At 63.1% G+C, this 17,169-nt stretch carries 12 protein-coding genes and 1 pseudogene; 4 read left to right on the top strand and 9 right to left on the bottom strand.

Annotated features, from left to right (window positions below; translation table 11 throughout):
• Positions 1 to 7: 7 nt before the first annotated feature.
• Positions 8 to 1,129, bottom strand: coding sequence for an MFS transporter (locus V5F75_RS14295; protein WP_394037832.1), 1,122 nt, complete (start codon positions 1,127 to 1,129; stop codon positions 8 to 10).
• 178 nt (positions 1,130 to 1,307) lie between these two features.
• Between V5F75_RS14295 and V5F75_RS14290 the strand changes: the two genes are divergently transcribed.
• On the top strand, positions 1,308 to 2,228 hold the full coding sequence (locus V5F75_RS14290; protein WP_394037830.1) for a LysR family transcriptional regulator: 921 nt from the start codon (positions 1,308 to 1,310) through the stop codon (positions 2,226 to 2,228).
• Positions 2,229 to 2,723: 495 nt separating this feature from the next.
• On the opposite strand, the gene V5F75_RS14285 is transcribed toward V5F75_RS14290, so the two are convergent.
• From V5F75_RS14285 to V5F75_RS14275, 3 genes are all read right to left on the bottom strand, one after another.
• A complete protein-coding gene (locus tag V5F75_RS14285; RefSeq protein ID WP_394037828.1) occupies positions 2,724 to 4,214 on the bottom strand; it encodes a gamma-glutamylcyclotransferase in 1,491 nt (496 codons plus the stop codon).
• Positions 4,215 to 4,289: 75 nt separating this feature from the next.
• Entirely contained in the window at positions 4,290 to 7,268 is a 2,979-nt protein-coding gene (locus V5F75_RS14280) for a TrlF family AAA-like ATPase (protein ID WP_394037826.1), read from the bottom strand.
• The gene (locus V5F75_RS14275; RefSeq protein ID WP_394037824.1) at positions 7,262 to 7,924 is read right to left on the bottom strand and encodes a hypothetical protein; all 663 of its coding nucleotides are present in this window, start codon (positions 7,922 to 7,924) and stop codon (positions 7,262 to 7,264) included. Before V5F75_RS14275 ends, V5F75_RS14280 begins: the two co-directional genes overlap by 7 nt.
• A 96-nt stretch (positions 7,925 to 8,020) precedes the next feature.
• Here V5F75_RS14275 and V5F75_RS14270 point away from each other — a divergent pair, with 96 nt between their 5' ends.
• Complete coding sequence (locus tag V5F75_RS14270; RefSeq protein WP_394037822.1) at positions 8,021 to 8,575, top strand: hypothetical protein; 555 nt, start codon at positions 8,021 to 8,023, stop codon at positions 8,573 to 8,575.
• A gap of 162 nt (positions 8,576 to 8,737) precedes the next feature.
• Here V5F75_RS14270 and V5F75_RS14265 read toward each other — a convergent pair.
• Together V5F75_RS14265 and V5F75_RS14260 are read right to left on the bottom strand one after the other, a co-directional pair.
• Positions 8,738 to 9,492 (bottom strand): IS5 family transposase gene (locus V5F75_RS14265; RefSeq protein ID WP_509212173.1). Its coding sequence is split into 2 segments (ribosomal slippage): positions 8,738 to 9,180 and positions 9,180 to 9,492, totalling 756 coding nucleotides; the frame shifts between segments, so codons are not numbered across the junction.
• Between the two features lie 76 nt (positions 9,493 to 9,568).
• Positions 9,569 to 10,882, bottom strand: a complete 1,314-nt coding sequence (locus V5F75_RS14260) for an LA2681 family HEPN domain-containing protein (RefSeq protein ID WP_509212083.1) — start codon at positions 10,880 to 10,882, stop codon at positions 9,569 to 9,571.
• On the opposite strand from V5F75_RS14260, the pseudogene V5F75_RS14255 reads away from it, so the two are divergent.
• A pseudogene (locus tag V5F75_RS14255) lies at positions 10,881 to 11,048 on the top strand (transposase); the annotation flags it as partial. The gene V5F75_RS14260 and the pseudogene V5F75_RS14255 overlap by 2 nt on opposite strands.
• Positions 11,021 to 11,662, top strand: coding sequence for an IS5 family transposase (locus tag V5F75_RS14250; RefSeq protein WP_509212177.1), 642 nt, complete (start codon positions 11,021 to 11,023; stop codon positions 11,660 to 11,662). The pseudogene V5F75_RS14255 and the gene V5F75_RS14250, both read left to right, overlap by 28 nt.
• Here the strand turns inward: V5F75_RS14250 and V5F75_RS14245 are convergent.
• Genes V5F75_RS14245 through V5F75_RS14235 form a run of 3 tightly spaced genes read right to left on the bottom strand, consistent with a single transcriptional unit; the run spans position 11,627 to position 17,159 of the window.
• Positions 11,627 to 12,028 (bottom strand): hypothetical protein, encoded by a 402-nt coding sequence (locus V5F75_RS14245; RefSeq protein WP_509212082.1) that lies wholly within the window; start codon positions 12,026 to 12,028, stop codon positions 11,627 to 11,629. The genes V5F75_RS14250 and V5F75_RS14245 overlap by 36 nt on opposite strands.
• Positions 12,025 to 13,113, bottom strand: a complete 1,089-nt coding sequence (locus V5F75_RS14240) for a hypothetical protein (protein ID WP_394038039.1) — start codon at positions 13,111 to 13,113, stop codon at positions 12,025 to 12,027. Before V5F75_RS14240 ends, V5F75_RS14245 begins: the two co-directional genes overlap by 4 nt.
• 59 nt (positions 13,114 to 13,172) lie before the next feature.
• On the bottom strand, positions 13,173 to 17,159 hold the full coding sequence (locus V5F75_RS14235) for an nSTAND3 domain-containing NTPase (protein ID WP_394038041.1): 3,987 nt from the start codon (positions 17,157 to 17,159) through the stop codon (positions 13,173 to 13,175).
• Positions 17,160 to 17,169 lie beyond the last annotated feature (10 nt).

Genomic DNA, 17,169 nt, shown 5'->3' with positions numbered 1-17,169 from the left:
TTTCGGATCAAGGGGCGAACGAGACGGGAAATCCGTGCCGGCAAGCGCGGTGTGCGGCGATGAAGGCCGCGGCCAGGAGCAAGAGCGCGACGGGCGCAAAGGCACCGGCTCCAAAATGATCGAGCAGCATGCCGCCGATGATGCCGCCGCCGGCGATGGCCGCGTTCCAGGCGGTGACGAGCATGGACTGGGCGAGGTCGTGCATGTCCCCGGCGGCCTTGGCGAGGGCGGTCTGAAACAGCGTGGCGACGCCGCCGAAGGCGAGGCCCCAGAGCGCCGTGGCGCTCAAGGCGACGGTCGGTGCGTATCCGGCGACACCCAGCGCGAGCGCCGCAAGGGCGAACAACGCGATGCTGACCAAGGTGAGAGGGCGCAGATGACGGTCGATCAGAACGCCGACGATCCAGATCCCGGCCAACGCAGCCATCCCGAAGATGAGCAGAGCGAGATCGGTCCTGGTCGCCCCGCCTGCGCTGCCCAGCAATGGCGCGATGTAGGTGTAGAGGATGTTGTGGGCGAGCACGAAGGTCAGCGTGACGAACAGGACGGGCCGGATGCCGGGCAAGGCGAAGACGTGGCGGAGCGGAAGCCGTTTGTCCTCTGCCTGTCCAGCGAAGTCGGGGACCTTCATCGCCACCCAGGCGATCAGGATCAGGGTCAGGCCGCTCATGAGCCCGAACGAAGCCCGCCACCCGATGATCGAGCCGAGGTAAGTGCCTGCCGGGATGCCGAGTGACAGTGCCAGCGGTGTGCCGATCATCGCGACGGCGATGGCGCGCCCCTTCGATCCCTCCGGCACCATCCGTGCGGCGTAGCCGGCGATCAGCGCCCAGAGGAGGCCAGCGGAAACACCGGCGACGAACCGGGCGGCGAGCGTCAGTTCATAGCTATCCGAGAGCGCGGTCGCCGTGTTCGCCACCGCAAATCCAGAGATGGCGAGGAGAAGCAGCGGTCGCCGCCGCATGCCTTGGGTCGCGGTGGTCAGGGGAATGGCCGCGGCGAGCGAACCGATGGCGTAGAGCGTGACGAGCTGCCCGGCGAGCGCTTCGGAAACGCTCAGGCTCGCGCCGATCTGCGGCAACAGACCCGCCGGAAGCGCCTCGGTCAGGATGGTGATGAACCCGGCCATCGCAAGCGCCAAAAGGCTGGACCATGGGAAGGGAGCCGAGGTCGGCTGGACGTGGCCGGTCACGTCGTGGGAGCATGTCTCTGTCATGCCCATGAGATTAGGGCTATCGCTGGCGCGGAATAATAAGGCTAGAATTCCGTTTATTTCGGACACATGAGTCCGTAATCGGAAAGCTGCCATGGAACACCTCGGCGCGCTCAATGCCTTCGTTCAGACAGCCGAGGCCGGCAGTTTCGCTGCCGCCGCGATCAAGCTCGGCATTTCGGCCTCCGCCGTGGGCAAGGCGGTGGCCCGGCTCGAGGAGCGGCTTGGTGTCCGGCTGTTTCACCGCTCGACCCGGTCGCTGACCCTCACGTCGGAGGGCGAGCTCTTCCGCGATCGCTGCCGTCGCATCTTCTGCGAGATCGAGGCGGCGGAACTCGAACTGTCGCAGACCCGCACGGCGCCGCGTGGAAAGCTCCGCGTGAGCCTGCCGCTCATCGGCATGCTGATGATGCCGGCGGTGATGGCCTTCATGCGCGCCTATCCCGAGATCGAGCTAGACCTCGATTTCACCGACCGGCTGGTGGATGTGATCGACGAAGGCTTCGACGCGGTGATCCGCACCGGTGAAGCGCGCGACAGCCGGCTGATGATGCGCCGCGTCGGCGCCTTCTCCCACCGCATCGTCGGGGCGCCGGAGTATTTCGCCATGCGCGGTGTGCCGCAGGTGCCGGAAGACCTCGCCACCCACGCCTGCCTTCATCACAAATATCCCTCGACGGGCAAATTGGAGCGCTGGCCACTCGTGCGCGACGGAGCGGATCTTGAGATGGTTCCGCCGGTCACACTGGTTGCGAGCACGCTGGAACCCCAGATCTGCTTGGCCGAGGAAGGCTTCGGCCTTGCCTGCCTGCCGCAGTTCGCAGTGCGCGCTCAGCTCTTACGCGGCACGCTCGTCAGCGTGCTCGACGAATTCATCCGTGATGTGGGCGCGTTCCATATCTTGTGGCCGGCAAGCCGCCACCCATCGCCGAAACTCTCCGCCTTCGTCTCGTTCATGGCCGAGAACCTCTTGCGCTATCCACAACCGTTGCCCTGCAAAGCCGAAGCACAGTGAGCCAGAGACACGGGTCCGTTTGCGGGGAGCGCTTCGTCGTGTCCGGGTCGTTTTTTCCTTCTTAACGAGCTTCGATAACGCTGGCCGCCGCCGCAGCGCGGTCAAGCCCGGCCCGCACCGAACGAACTCAAGGCTGGATAAAAGGTGGGGCAACGTCAGGCTTCACGTCATCCGGAGAGTGCGCGCAGATCAGTCCTGCGGACGCCAACTCAATGGGAGTGAAAGACGGACGAGAACGGCAATCAAGCGAAGGCGAAAACCACCGCCGAAACTACGCTATTGCCGCCGATTCCCCTCATTCCCACTCGATGGTCAACTGGTTTGAGTTCGCGTTGTATAGATTGGGTTTTCTGATCATGCTCCGAACTGATACCAACCGCGATACCACCAAGTTCGCGGACCGCCACTGGCCCGCTTCCTCCTAAAGGCAACTGGTGACAACGATTGGGATGGCAACGAGGCTCAGCGCTTAGCCGCATAGATTGTGATGTCGGGTTACCCGATCACGGTATGCGTCGCAAGCTCCCTCGCCGCTCGGGCGACGTCAGCATCCTCAACAGCTTCAACCTTTGCGACGGCTTCATCGATGTAGTCTTGCGGAAGGCCGTGCTCCCGTCCGCCAGCCAAGACATGTTCCTTATACCAACTGTAGGGCTTGAGGCTTTCGTCGATTGCTTCACTCGAGGCGATATACGTCAGAACCTTTCGCCTACGACCCTTATCATTGACGACCGTCACCATCGTGGCGTCATAACCCTTGCCGGCTCCCTCAGCGGCGTCGAGCTTTCGACGTTCTGCGGGATCAAAACTGAATAGAACACCGATGACGGCTCTCTCATCGTCATCGGTCGCGAACGCATTGCACTTACCCGACCCGTCTTTGCTGCGCTTGTGAAACCGCAGCTCATGGCCTGACAGTGTGGCAACTCCCAACGGCTTGGCGCTCGGCATTCGTTCACGCAGCCGCGCAGTCGCCATGTTTGACCCGTAGGCGAAATACTCAGCCGGCTCGGGCGGCCCCGTCTCGGGGCCACGCAGGGCTTCGACTGGCGGATCGCCGGGCTTGCGGATGGCGCGCAGCGGCACAGTCATGATGCTGTGGTCATGTGTCTCCTCGCCCTCCCGGGTTATGAGCGGCCGCCCATTCTCGGAATCAAGGATCGGAACGGGCCTGCCGGCCCATCCACACTCAGTGCATCTTGGTCGTTCCCAGAGAATGCCCGGCGCCGCAGTGTTTTCACCCTGTTCGGGCACAAGATCGGGTGATCCGCATTCCGGGCAAGCCTCCGGCACCCCGCGGAGCTCACGAAGGATCAGTGACGTGGCCATGCCGATTGCATGCTGAATCAGTGTATGTGCCATATCGGCGTCGAGCCAGGTGGCCGACTTCGCGTGCGTGAGCCAATTGGAGAACGTCCAAGCGCTATCGAGCGCGCCTTTCAAGGCGCCGCGCCGCTCCCGATTGCTACTGCCAGGCACGACGGCATTACAGATGATTTCCGACCATTCGCGGAAGTTGGCGCGCTGCGGTGGTGTCTCCGTCCAAACCGCCGCGTCCTGGGCGACACCGATCAATTCAAGCAAGGTCTCTCGGCAACGAACCCCGACGGCCTGGTAGTCCGCGAGATTGTGGGCCTGGTTAACCGCGTCGCCAGCCTCCTCCATCTTCTCGAAGACCGGCCCGAACGGGAGGAGCCGCATGTCGTCTCGTTGCTGCTGCTCCGTGCGCGGAATGCGCAGAATGAGGCCGATGTGGAAGGTCAGCGCAAGATCCATGTTCGGAAATTGCTGCTGGGAGTAGAGGTTGGTGCCCCCAGTGATGACCCACCATCGGTCCTTATTGGTGTGGATGTCCCACACGTCATGATGGGTGTTCAATACCGCTTCGGAGTAGACCTTTTGCAGAAAGGTCACCGTTAGGTCAGGGGCCTGCCACTCGAAGTATTCTCGAATGGACTCAATTTCCTCTTCACTGGCCTTCAGCATTTCGCATCCACCTTGGGGTCCGCCTCCATCGGGCCAAACACCGGCCCTCAACGACGCGCGCCTACAACATCAAATCTACCGTTCGAGTCTCACACGCAGCCGGCGCGCTCGTTCCTGAAATGCGCCCTCGCCACCCTCAAGGATGTCGCACACCGCTTTCCGGATCTCCGCGTTCTCCAGCCCTCCGGATTTATAGGTGATCGGCGGAAGTGCCCCCTGCGGATGCGGCCCCGACTCAGCGATGATGATCTGATCGGCGTCGGTGTTGATCACCAGGTTCGCGTTGTGCGTGACCATGATGACCTGCCGATGGGCCTTCGCCTCGATGAAGAGATGGACCAGCTCATCGAACACCGACTTGGGGTCCAGGTTCTCCTCCGGCTGATCGATCACGAGCGGACGATTGTCGCTGTCATCCAGGGCCAGATAGAGCAGCAGCAGCACGATGCCGCGCGTGCCCGGCGAGAGCTTCCTGATATCGACGCCGTCATAGTCGATCCCGTAACGGATCGAGATGTGGTCAGTGCTAAACAGCCACTGTGCAAACCGCTTCGACCAGGCCCGGAACTCGACCTGATCGGCGTGCGCCACCGGCGAGTGATCCAGCAGCTCCTTTTGATAAAGCCGCCGAAACTCGGCCATCGCGGTCCGCACCGCGGCCGCGTCGCCAGTCTCCCAAGCCGCCTTGAGGACTTCGTTCGCCTTCTGCAGCAGCGTGCCCTTGCCGCGGAAGGCACCCGCCTTGCGGAGGTCGATGAGCCCGTCTTCCGCTTCCGATGCCCACTGCTCGACGTTGGCCACGCGCGCGACCGAAAACGACAGCTTCCTCAGGGTGCCGGACGCCTTCGACAGCCGTTCCATCAACGGCGCATAGAGCGCTTCCAATACGGATTGCTCGGCGACCAGCGCGTCGAACGCACGCCCGTAGGCCTCTTCGCGATCGCGCTGCAGGTCCTTGGCCCGATCCTTGGCGCCTTGGGCGTCCTTCAACTTCTCGTTCAGTGTTTGCAGCGCCGCGGTCTCGGTCGCGATATTGCCGGAGAGCGCCGTATAGCGGCGCTGGGTTTCCTTGTCGGCACTGACCAGCTTCTCCAGCCGCGACATCTCCGCGTCGAGCATAGCCTGCGACAGCTTGCTCAGATCGGTGTCGTCCGGGAAGTACGGCTTGTTCGGATCGCCCGGTACGAGGGGTGTGCCCTTCAGCTCGGCGATCTTCCCGTCGGCCCATTTCACATAGCCTTCGAGATTGGCGTCGACCGGCCCGGTATAGTCCAGCAGGAAGGCCGACCACTGCTCGTCCGACATACCGCTGTTCGAGTGACGGGACTGCGCCTGCCGGAGGCTCTCCGGAGCCTGATTGCGCCGCTGATCCTTCACCTCGTCCTGCATCGCAAGGAAGGTCTGCCGTTGCCCCGTGAACCGGCGCAGCGTCGCGCGCAGGGTGTTCGCCGCTCCGGCCAGCTCGGTATGGCGTTCGGCGCGCTTCTCGCTTCCCGCCGAGACCAGCTTGGCTCGATCGGCCGTGTAGGCGTCGACCAGCTTCTTTTTCTGCGCCGCCTGCGACTCATAGGTCGCGGCCATCTTCTCCTTCTCCAGCTCGGTGCTGATGCGGTCGGAGATCTGGGCGACGGCCTCGGCCTCGCGCTCGCGCGCAAGCCGGTGCCGCGTCGCGCGCTGTTCGAGCAGCTCCGCGAAATTCAGCGCGCCATCCCGCTCGTCATCGGGATGGGCCTCGAAGATAACCCGCTCGATCTCGCGGAGCAGGCCGTCCGTCAGGCCGTTCGACGAACAAAGCTCCTCGACGAACTGCTGCGACAGGTAACGGACCCGCTCATAGGCGAAGGGTCCGTTGGCGTCAGAGCCATCCAGCGCGCGAACGCTCGGCTCGCCTGCGGACCAACTGACCTTGACCTTGCCTGCGCCAATCAGCGGTCGGGCCCGGACGAGGAACGACGGGTTGGCCCATTCGTCGGCGTTCCAGGCTTCATCGGTGATAGAGTCACAACCCGCAGCGATGATGTCCGCCAACGCGGTCTTGCCCGAACCACGCGCGCCGATGATGGCGACAAGCCCTGGGTTCAGCGGAATCATCGGCGTCGCCGCCCACGGCGAGTCGAGGATCTCGATCTTCGAGATCACCTGCGACGGCGTTGCCGAGGCTGGCGGCTCGGCGCCGACATAGGCGCGGCCGGCCGGGTCGATGCAGGCCTGGCGCAAGGCGTCGAACTCGAGGCCGCCCTTGATCCACGAGAAGCGGTCCCCGAACGGCGTAGCAACGTCTTCCAGTTTGTGCGCGTCGCTGCCGTGGAGACAGGGCTTGAGCCCGCCGTACCTCGCGCGCACTTCCGCCGGACTGAGATCGCGATCGCCAAGCCAGAACTCGCGCTGCGCGACGCTGCCGGCGAAGATGACGTGGGCGAAGCCTTCGATTTCGCGTCGGATGGTTTGGTCGGCGGCTTCGCGCACGCCAGACGTGCCGTCGGTCGCTCCGCCGGCGACCGCGATGAGGATGTTCTTCTTTGCCCAGCCACTCTCCGAAAACACCTCGCGCAGCTTCTGGAAATTCACCTTGAACTGGTTGGCCCCGTAGGCAAGCGCGGCGCCATCGTTGGTGATGGTCGGATCGGCCTTCTTGCCCAACCGGATAAGATCGGCACGGGTGCAGTCGAAGCGATCCTGCATGACGTTGAACTGGAGCCGCGAAAGCAGCCGCTGCAGTTCCTCGATGTGCTTCGGATCTTCCGGACTGACAAACAGGTGGAGATTGACGAAACCGCCCTTGCCGGTCGCCACGTCAAGCCGCAGTTCGACATTCGGGAAGATCAACGCGGCCTTGGGCAAGCGGCCGAGCGCCTTGTGCCGAAGCACCTCTTCGTAGGTGTCGGTCACATAATAGTCGGTCACAGCGATCGCCTCGATCGTCGGCGTCGCCTTCTCTAGCGCGGCCAAGTAATCGTCCCACGCCGTCGGGCCGCTGAACTGATTGTTCATCGCCGTACCCGGTGCATGAATGTGCGGCTCCCACCGGCGCCACTCGGAACCCCTGTTCAGCATTTCCCCGCTGCCCCTTTCTTCTTATCGTCGGTTTGTCCCGGCAGTTCCGCACCGTCCAGCCCCGGCGCGACGTCGACGACCTCCCCGCGGCTTCCGACCAGCGCGATAGTAATCCCGGCCAGGGCACAGCGCGGGGCGAGACGCTCGGCAAGCCGGACGGTGGCATCAGTCTTCGGCACGACGGCAACCTGGCGTCCCGGCGACGGCGTCGCCATCAGCATGCCGACTGTCTCGCAAAGACCTTTGTAGAGCCGCGACACCTGGCCCGAATGGCGCGTGTTGATGATACCGCCTTTGCACTCGGCCGAGATGACCTGGCCGCCGGCCTCGGCGACGACATCACCGAGCCCAGACCTCGGGTTGACCGTGATCGTCTGTCCGTCCGCATTCCGATAGAGGCCGCCATAGGACGTCGTGCCGAGCGTCGACACCATCGTGAAGCCTCGACGCGCCAGCCAGCTCGCGAAATCGAACTGCTTGCCGTGCTCGCCGTCGGGATGGATGCGGACATCGCGCGCGCCCTCGGTGCACAGCAGGTGCATGGCATAGGCGACCATCACCGCGCCCTCATAGAGGTGGTGCTCATGCTCGCCATCCGCCTTTCCGACACGGTTCGGCGGCGGCGCAAGCGCGGTTACAAGATCGTCGAAGTCCAAATCGGCCTCCCCGTCGCAATGCCGCTCGGCCCGTCGCCAATGACATTGACAAGCTCTTATAACCGGCCATATTTACCCGGTAAAGGAGGGCCTCTCATGTTTACCTACAGCCCCGACAAATTTGCCTCGCTCTATGCGACGGATCTCGGTCAACGCATCTGGTCGTTCCTGACGACGCCAGAGAATGTCGCGCGCCTGGAAACGGCTTCGGAGCTGAGCAAGCCGGCCGTTGAAGGTATCGAAGAGCAACTCCTCGCCGAGTTTCGCGAAGAGGTGCTGGCCGACCGCGTGAAGCAGATGGTCGGCCATATGGTCCGACAGATTCTTGAGCAGCGCGATTGGGTGCTCGACCAAAGCGACGTAAAGGTCCAGTCGGTCCCGTTCAGCAAGGCGGCGCGCTATCGTCGCGCCGACTGGATCACCTTCCACGCCTTCCGCAACACCAGCGATCCGCGCGACGTGGTTCTCACCGACCGCCGCCAGAACGCCGCGCTCCCCGCTGACGCCCGCTGGTCCTACTACGCGACGTTCGCCAGCCCTTTGAAGGCCGCCGTCGCTTTTGGCGTGCGCGACATCCGCCAGCTTCGTCAGCATGTGCATGCGCACGGCTACCAGCGCGTGCGTATCGAAAGAGTGTTGCGGCGAGCATGATGCCGATGATCCACCACTCGCATACCCTACGCCCAGTCAGGAAGTCTCGCGCCGATATACCGCAGGCGAGCTTCCGGTCCTGGGCGAGAAGCGTACTATGTGAAAAGCGTACTATGTGAACAGTCACGCGTTGATCGGCCCGGAGCTAGGGTCCAGACTCGTTCAGAGCCAGAAGGCCAGAGCAGTGGCGAGGGCAACGCCGGACAGGAAGTTGATGGCGAGCTTGTCGTAGCGGGTAGCGACGCGACGGAAGTCCTTTAGTCGGCCAAAGGCGTTCTCGATCAGGTGGCGTTCCCGATAGCGCTCGTGGTCGTAGCGGATACGGGGCTTTCGGCTCGCCCGGCCGGGGATGACGGGCACGGTGCCGACCTGACGCAGCGAGCGGCGCAATGCATCGGCGTCGTACCCTTTGTCAGCCAGCAGGTAGCGAGCGCCTCGGGCACGGGCGAGCAGTTCAGGCGCTGCGGTCACATCGGCGACGTTACCCGGCGTGAGGATCAGCGCGTAGGGGCGGCCGATGACATCGGTGAGCGCGTGGACCTTGGTGGTCTGGCCGCCGCGCGACCGACCGATCGCTTGCGCTTGCGCCCCCCTTTTCCTCCGAAGGCTGATCGCTGCGCCTTCACGTAAGTACTATCGATCGCGGTGCTTTTGGTCACCGCACCAGCCTCCACCAGTGCGTCAAGCAACCTGAGCCAGAACCCTCGGCGCGACCACCGGTTGAAGCGATTGTAGATCGTTGTGGCGGGACCATAGGCAGCCGGGCAATCAACCCACCGACAGCCACTCTTCAGCACGTGGAAAATCCCCGAGATCACCCGGCGATCGTCCACCCGCCTGGCTCCGGGCTGGTTATGCGGTAGATGCGGCTCGATCGAGGCCCATGCCTCGTCAGTCAACCAGAACAGCGACGCCATCATCACCTCAGTCGCCCCCGCAATGGAATGAATCACCAAACTCCAACCGTATCAATCCGGTGATTGGGTTCTGAGCCTAATACTTGCGCTTGAACCGGTCTTCGACCGTGGGAAGCGTCTGGCTCGCGATAAGCCGTTTGCTTCGGCGCCGCTTCATGCGCCGCCGCTCTTCCCAATGCATACCGAGGCAGAGGTAGATAAGCGCTGCGCGCACCAGCTTCAGCAGCCTGAGGGTACGGGCCTCAAGGTCCGAGCGCGAGATCGAATATGCCAGCGTGTCGACGAACAAATCGCCTGCCGCGTCCCGGCGCCCCGCCGGGCCAACCATCAGCTCGTGAACCTTCACGTAGCGGTGCTCGAGGTGGATACGCAGCTCGTGAAGGGCGCGCGCGTCCGGATCGGCCACGTCAACAAAAGCCTCTTCGAAAAGGTCCTTGCTGACCCAGTAAAGGCCGCGGAAGGACAGATTTTTCGATGCGGCAAGCGCGGCGAGGATCCCGCGCGGCCCCTTCCCCTTCTTTGGGCGCCACACTGCACGAAAGGAGACGTCCTGATCGGCGTGTCCGAGCGCCATGTATTGATTTAGGAAGAAAGCTATCTTGTCGAACAACGAATACGCGGTTCGATATGCCGTTCGAATCTTTTCGACACTGAGCCCATAGCTCGGATAGTCGAGCGTGTTGACCAAGAGGACGCCGTTGTCCGATAGGTGCGCAGGGCCGTCCTGGATGCCCTCGAAGAACGACCACCGCGCCGATACGAATTCCTGTTTTAGCTGATTGAAATAGCCGATCAGCACTGGCGGCCCCCCGAGTTTCGTTACGAATGACGGCAGAACCAGTGGATCATGTGCCGCCACGGTGTCGGGGCCGAGCTCGTTGAGGAGGTTCAGGAACAAGTCGTGACGCAGACACCACAAACGATACTGGCGCTCCCGTTTCGACCGGCCGATTGCGTAGCCGCCCGGTTCGAAATTCTCCGCGACGGTGGATAGGTCGACGTTGGCCTCGATATCGCGGCGTTGCTGGTCGAAGTAAGCGCGCGCTTCGGGAGAGCCAAAAATCGGATACTTCTCAGCGTCCCCCAGGGCGCGCACGAGTTCCTTGTGCGCGGACAGGAGCATGACAGCACCTTGGTTGCGGTCGTAGTGAAGCCGACCAAGGCGCATCAGGCCTGATCCGAGATTGCCGCGGGCCATCCAAAATTCGGGATCAACTTCCAGGGCTCGTCGCCAGATCTCCAGCGCTTCAATCGAGCGCCCGAGATGGCTGAGCAGATTTCCGAGATTGGTTAGGCGGTGTGGACGGATTTGGCGGGGTCGAAGCGGGGGGATTCCCTTCCGGCTGTTTCGGTGATTCATAGAGGGTCGGCTTTTGGCGAGGTCGACCATGCTGACGCGGATGACGGACGAGGATTGGGCGGTGGCGCTGGATGTGTTCCACGCCTGCCGCTCGCGGCGGGGCGACAAGGGGCGAGACGACCGCAAGTTCCTCGAAGCCATGCACTATTTCACCGTGCACAACATCTCCTGGCGGGCGCTGCCGGCGGAGTTCGGGTCCTGGAACAGCGTCTGGAAACGGTTCTGGCGGCTGCGCCAGGCCGGCGTGTTCGAGCTGTTCTTCGAAACGCTGGCTTCGCTCAGCCGCACCGCGCATCTGGTTCAGATGTTCGATTCCACCGTGGTGCGTGCCCACGTCTCCGCCGCCGGGGCAAAAGGGGGCAGCAAGGCCACGCCCTCGGGCGCTCACGCGGCGGCTTCTCCACTAAGATCCACCTCAAGAGTGACTTCGAGGGCCACCCGATCGCCTTCCACCTGACCGGCGGCGAGGCCGGCGACAGCCCGCTGTTCAAGCTGCTGCTGGATCTTGGTCCCGATGTGAAGCCCCGCGCGGCGCTCGCCGACAAGGGCTATGACGCCAAGGCCAACCGGGCGCTGGCCCGAGCGCGCGGCATCGCGCCCGCCATCCCGTTCAAATCCAACGCGAAGGATCGTCCCGCCTTCTTCCCGAAGGCGCTCTACAAGGGCCGGGCCCGCATCGAGCAGTGCTTCGGAAAGCTCAAGCGTTTCAAGCGCGTCGCCCTGCGCTGCGAGAAGACAGAGCGCGGCTTCGCCGCAATCGTCGCGCTCGCCTTCTCATTCATCCTCATCAAATCCGTCCACACCGCCTAGGATCTCGCATCGACGATAGTGCTCGACAGCAGAGAAGCTTTCGGCGCTGACGGCGCGGCGCAGGAAGAAAATTTCCTGCTGAAGTGCCGGCTGGTCCCATAACCAGACGTCGCTGCTCCGGCGTCGTGGCCGACGGGTGTTCCAGGCGTTGGCTCGGAAGTAGTCCAGTTGGCCGCGCTCGGCTGGGCTTAGGTCTCGGGCCTCCAACTCGTCACACCAAGCAAGCGCCCTTGCAATTCCAGCCTTGCGCCGCGGCGCCGCGCACATGTCGATAAGAATTCCGGTGCGGAGGAACGCTTCGTCTGTCGAAAGCCCACCGATCCCAGCACTGGCCATCAGGCTCCTATAAGTTGGTGGGCGCTTCATGAGCCAACTCCGCGCTGGCCATACTCTTCGTCCGGCAGCGCCGCATTCGAGGGCTGCTGGTGGAAGAGCCAGAGCGGAAGTTGGCTGCGTTTGAAGTCCCTGGCGGCGAGTGGTGCAAACCATTCAGGGACTGGCGCGCCATTGAGTTGGATGACTTGGTCGCCGTCCACCGTCCGGGTCGCGAAATACCGCGTGAAGATCCGGCTTGCCCAACCAATCCCGTCAAAACCCTGATCGGAAGGCTCTTCCGGGGCGGCCACGAATTCGACCCCTCCGATGCCGTCATCCCCCATGACGGCTAACGGCCCCTCCGTCGGCCATTCGCCGTAGAAGAAGAGTATCTCGGCAAGGCGGCGATCCCGTGGATCGGTCAATTCGGTGTCGCCGCTATAGACCCGCGCCGATCCAATGATGAATTCTGCTAATCCCTCGGCGCTGAGCTTTCGAGGCTTATCGGTCGCGGCGTCAAGGACGAGCCGCAGTGGCGGCTTTGTCCAAATCGACACGTCGCCCAAACGGCCAAACTCATTGGCGATGACCGCTTCCATCATCGTGACACGAAGGCCGCCGTCAGGCCGGCGGAAACGATCTGGTGCAATGACAGTCCACAGGTTCCAGCGGGACCAGTAAAGGGCGAGCCGCAACGGAGCGCCTACTGCGTCAGCATAGGCTTGCAGCGAAGCGAGATATGCGGCGGACATTGTCGTTCGCTGCTTCTGCGGATTTTCGCAGCGCACGTTCTTGACCTCGACGAGCCACTGCTCGCCGTCGTCCAGGACGACCCGATAGTCCGCAGCACGGAAGGTCGTCGCGGCGTGGACCCGCCCAACATCCTCGGTCTTGAACAGTCGGAAGCGACCAAGGCTGAGGACCGTTGCCTCGAACATACGCTCAGTTCGCGCGCCATGAAGAAGAGTTGGATCGGCAAGCGCGGCCTTCAGGCGATCAGCCGCGTCGGCGAGAAATCGCTCGACCAGAGCGGGATCGTTGAGGTCTAGCCCATGCCGCTGAGCAAAGGCCGCAGCCAAAGCCAGCAGGTCGAAGGCCTTCTCAGGCGGATTGCTATGCTTTGGTGGCCGCGTCATGCGACATCTCCGTTCATCAATTTCGCGCCCTGGCTCCCCCAGAGCCCGGGCGCCCGGCTTCAGTCCTTTGCGATTTTGTCGTCGAGCCAACTCCACACGGCCTTACGAATGCGAATATGGCCAAGATCGTCGAGCACTGCTTTCGGCAATCGTTCGTCATCGCCCAGATCGAGCAGCCGCCGCGCGGGGTGATCTGATCCGAGCAACGCCAGCAGCCTGAGCGCGGCTGGTCGGTCGCGGGCGGCTAGGCGACAGGCGCCAAGGAGCAACAGCGCGCGCCGCTTGGTCGAATATGCAACCCGCTCCATCGCGTCGACCACGGCCTCGACCCGACCGTGAGTCGCGAGCAACACGCAGGCGGAAGCGGCCAAGGGCGGCGCTAATCGTAGGAGGAGTTTGGCGGTGATCGCGTCGAGAATCTCGCTTTCGACTACATCGGCCTGACTCAGTGCATCTATGGCGTCGACCCTGACCCAGCGGGCTTGGTCGATGAAGGAAAGAGCCCAGATCTTCTTGCGTATGGCGGGACTGCCGCATTGCGCGGCGGTCTCTAACGCCACCATGCCAAGCGAGCGGTCGTCTGTGCGTTCAGCCCTAAACAATAAGGCCTCACCAATGTCGTCCGAAAGGCTGCCGTAGGCGGCCAGCCCGGCCACCGCCTCACGCGCGATGGGATAGGACGGCTCATCGTTGTGGAACGCTTCAGCATCCGACCAATCATCATCGATTAGTTTGCGGAGCACGCTCTGATGCTCGGCGCACCGCCGCGTCGCAAGAATGCTGAGCAGGGCGCGCCGGACCCGGCTACCTGGATCGGACGAGAAATCCAGGAGGCGCGGGGGCAGCGGGTCTGGCAGTCGCGCGGCAAGATACGGAAGGGCAGCCTCACGGGCGTCCGCTCGACTATGATCGAGCGCGAGCCATACCAGCGCGTCGTCCTTGATGAGGATCGCAGCTTCGGCAGCGGCCTTGGCGAGTCGATGGTCCGTGGCTTCAACAAGCCAACGTCGGATGGCCGCTGACGGGATGCCGCTGTTGGCGATCATTATCGGCACGATCTCGTCGAGTACTGACGGCGTCGCTGCTTGTGCCGCTTGGTCCAGCAGGGACAGGGCCTCTCGGCCGACAGCCGATGCGGCTTTGTTATTCACGGATAGGGCCTGAAATATCTCGACGGCCACACCCGGAAGCATCGCAAGGAGAGATCGTATCCGCCGCGCCCGCGTCTTGCTCGAAATGCGGCGCTGCGCCGCATGCGTGTCCACAAGCAGATGCACAAACGATGTGGGTGTTGCGGCCAATCGCTCGAAGCACTGCGCAAGCGCGGCCGGCGCTTTGATCAAGGCGCAATAGGCGAGCGCACCGCGCAAGCTCTCATCGCTCGGATTGGAAAGAATCCGCTGTTGAAGGTCTGAGATGAGCGGAGCTTGCCAGTGCTTGCGCGCTGCCTCCCAGGCACGATCTTCGTCATTGTTGTTTGCTGCGACGGAGATGACGGCCCGAATTTCTTCAAGCGAAACCGAACCGCTTTCTCGAGCAACCTCGTCCGCCCAGGCGCGGCACAGCTCGGATATCCGCGGATGCTCTGTCAGGCTCCGCCACCGTCCGAGCGATCTCACCTGCCTTACATAGGCATCAACGAAAATGCCGGCTGCATAGCCATCGTCCTCATGTTGGGACTGATAGCCTTCCTCAACAGCCGCGTCGCATTCCCCGTCTTCGATGGCACGCCATTGTTCCTTGCCCTCTCGCTCATAGGAACGGCGAAGCCTCGCCAGCTCATCGAGCGCCGCCTCGAGCACCTCTTCATAGCGGTCGAGATCTCGCACGGCGCCAGCCGCCACCGCGCCGACATTTCTGTCGAAGCCGGAGCCAACCAATTTGCGCGCTGCCGCGAGAAAGGCCGGCGTGAGGCCAGTCGCGATCCGATCGAGCTTGTGCGGAAAGTTATCGCCGAAGCCGTCCCGATCCTCAGGCAATTGCTCGCAGACAAACCGATCCGCGATCACGAACGATCGAGGATCGGCCGAGACGCGCTCATACCAAGCGTCGTCGAAGCTCGGCGGCTGCCATCTGTCGAGGAAGAACTGCCCGCCGCGCCGTATACCCTTAATGAACCAGCGCGCGAGTTCCGACGGGGTGGAGTTCTGCGTGCCGACGTCGGACGCCAGTTGCAGCACGGGCCGGAAATCGGCTCGCGGATCGACCAAGCTCTCTTCCAGCCAAGCGTCGATCCTAGCCCGACTGGCGCTATGAGCCTCAAACTCCATGTCGAGATTTTCGGCGGCCGCGACCAGATCGGCGATCGCCTTGAGTGAACGCGCCGCGGTCTCGAGCGCCCAGTCTCGCTGCGAACCGCCCAACTGGGTTAGGGCGGAGATCATCGACGTCAATGCCGTTTCGCTTCGCGCCCAATTCTCCTTGATGAAGATCTCGAAACCAGCGCGAACGCTCGGGTGTGAGAAGCTCACGGTCTGGCCGGGCTGGCGCAGATGGCGCGTCACGACGAGCCGATTCACCAGCTTCTCCAGCCCATCGAGAAGAGTCGGGTCCGTGATCCGCAGTTGTCGGCTAAGCCCGATCAACTGGCCGCGGTCAAATTGCGTTCTGGACGTCAGCAGCGCCCAGATGATTGCCGACCAGCCGGTCTGATCACTCGCATTCAGATAAGAAACGACCACGCCTTCCACGGCATCGCGATGGGCCAGCGCGAGAATCCGCCGAAAGAAGGCGGGGTCGACCTCGTCCGGCTCAGGGCCGTCGGCCATGTACGTAAAGAACAGGTCGATCTCGAATGGTGTTTCAAGCGCTTCCAAGGCGTCCGTCCGGAAATCCAGGGCCTTGGCCTGCAGTTCGGTCGCCAGGAACTCTAAGCGTTTGTCGTAGATATTTGCGAGCTCGCCATCCCGGTACTGGTCGGCGTCTAGCACCCCTGTCCAACGTTTGAGACTCTCGTCGGCCTTGGCTTGGCCGAGCATGTCGCTACGCGAGGTGATAACGTACTGATGCCCGGCGTGCGCCTCGCGCAGCAGCCTCGGTAGCTGCTCGGTCCAGACGTCGGCGCCACCCCGCAAGCTATACTGCCCCCACGGATCCTCGACATAGAAGAGCTTCGGACCGGTGTCGGTCAGCGTCCGCATGCTTGAGGGGCCGTTGTTGACGTTGACCTGAATGATTTCAGGCGCGGAAGGCCGCTGCCGCGCCTGATCAACCAGCGCCAGCGCCGTCCAGGTCTTGCCGGTCCCCGAAGGCCCAGTGATGACGAGGCCATTCCGCCGTTCGAGCAAATCGCTCAGGGCCCGGTAGTTTGCCGGTGGCACGAATGCCTCGAGTTGGGGAGCGCTCGCCAAATAGCCGCCACAGCCGCGGACAACGCTCAGTAAGTCCTCGCGCGTCCACACACCCGGACTCGTCCCGCGCATTCGCCGCCGAGCCTCGTCGCGTAGCCGTGTGCGACACTCTGCTTGTCGGCCTTGCGGCACCCGCAAAAGAGAGCCGAGGATGTCGCTGATCTCCAAGTCCAAGAGACGCTCGGTGAGAACGCCCCAGATAGCGATCCGACCTTCCGGTGCATGGGGTAGCGTCCCAGATAGGCTGGCCGGGAAAGTCTGCTCTTCCGGCCACTCCTCCAGGCCCTGCACCAAGAGGTCACGCGCCACGCCGCTCGCGTCGGCGTTAGTGATCAGAAGATAGCGCGTGCCAGGATCGTCGAGATGATGTTTGGCCGGTCGACGGGTCGTGCCGCGTTTGAGCAACGATTCGAAATCGGTGATTGACCAGGGGCCGCTGTTGCGGAGCTTCACTTGCACGACGAGCTTGTAGCCGTCTGCCAGGTTCGCGCTAGGTTGGACGCGGCCAGGCGTTGCGGGTTCGAGGTCCGACTCCAGATCTTCCTCGTTGGCGGGTTCGAGCGTGATCCGGCTTGCCGACTTGGTGATCAGCAGCAACCGTAGAGCGGCCAACACCGAGACGCCGAGCTGATACTCGTAGCCGTCGAGCGCAGCCTTGGCTCCGCCTGCTGCGGATGGTGGAGAGGGCGCGCTCAAACCTCGACAC

The organism is Xanthobacter albus (assembly GCF_043194895.2).
Lineage (GTDB): Bacteria > Pseudomonadota > Alphaproteobacteria > Rhizobiales > Xanthobacteraceae > Xanthobacter.
The sequence above is the reverse complement of the archived record's forward strand: the minus strand, read 5'-3'. Positions and strand labels throughout refer to the sequence as shown.

Coding starts and splice junctions, on each gene's coding strand:
- V5F75_RS14295 (WP_394037832.1), bottom strand. CDS start 1,129: ATGGCCGGGTTCATCACCATCCTGACCGAGGCGCTTCCGGCGGGTCTG.
- V5F75_RS14290 (WP_394037830.1), top strand. CDS start 1,308: ATGGAACACCTCGGCGCGCTCAATGCCTTCGTTCAGACAGCCGAGGCC.
- V5F75_RS14285 (WP_394037828.1), bottom strand. CDS start 4,214: ATGCTGAAGGCCAGTGAAGAGGAAATTGAGTCCATTCGAGAATACTTC.
- V5F75_RS14280 (WP_394037826.1), bottom strand. CDS start 7,268: ATGCTGAACAGGGGTTCCGAGTGGCGCCGGTGGGAGCCGCACATTCAT.
- V5F75_RS14270 (WP_394037822.1), top strand. CDS start 8,021: ATGTTTACCTACAGCCCCGACAAATTTGCCTCGCTCTATGCGACGGAT.
- V5F75_RS14260 (WP_509212083.1), bottom strand. CDS start 10,882: ATGGTCGACCTCGCCAAAAGCCGACCCTCTATGAATCACCGAAACAGC.
- V5F75_RS14245 (WP_509212082.1), bottom strand. CDS start 12,028: ATGAAGCGCCCACCAACTTATAGGAGCCTGATGGCCAGTGCTGGGATC.
- V5F75_RS14240 (WP_394038039.1), bottom strand. CDS start 13,113: ATGACGCGGCCACCAAAGCATAGCAATCCGCCTGAGAAGGCCTTCGAC.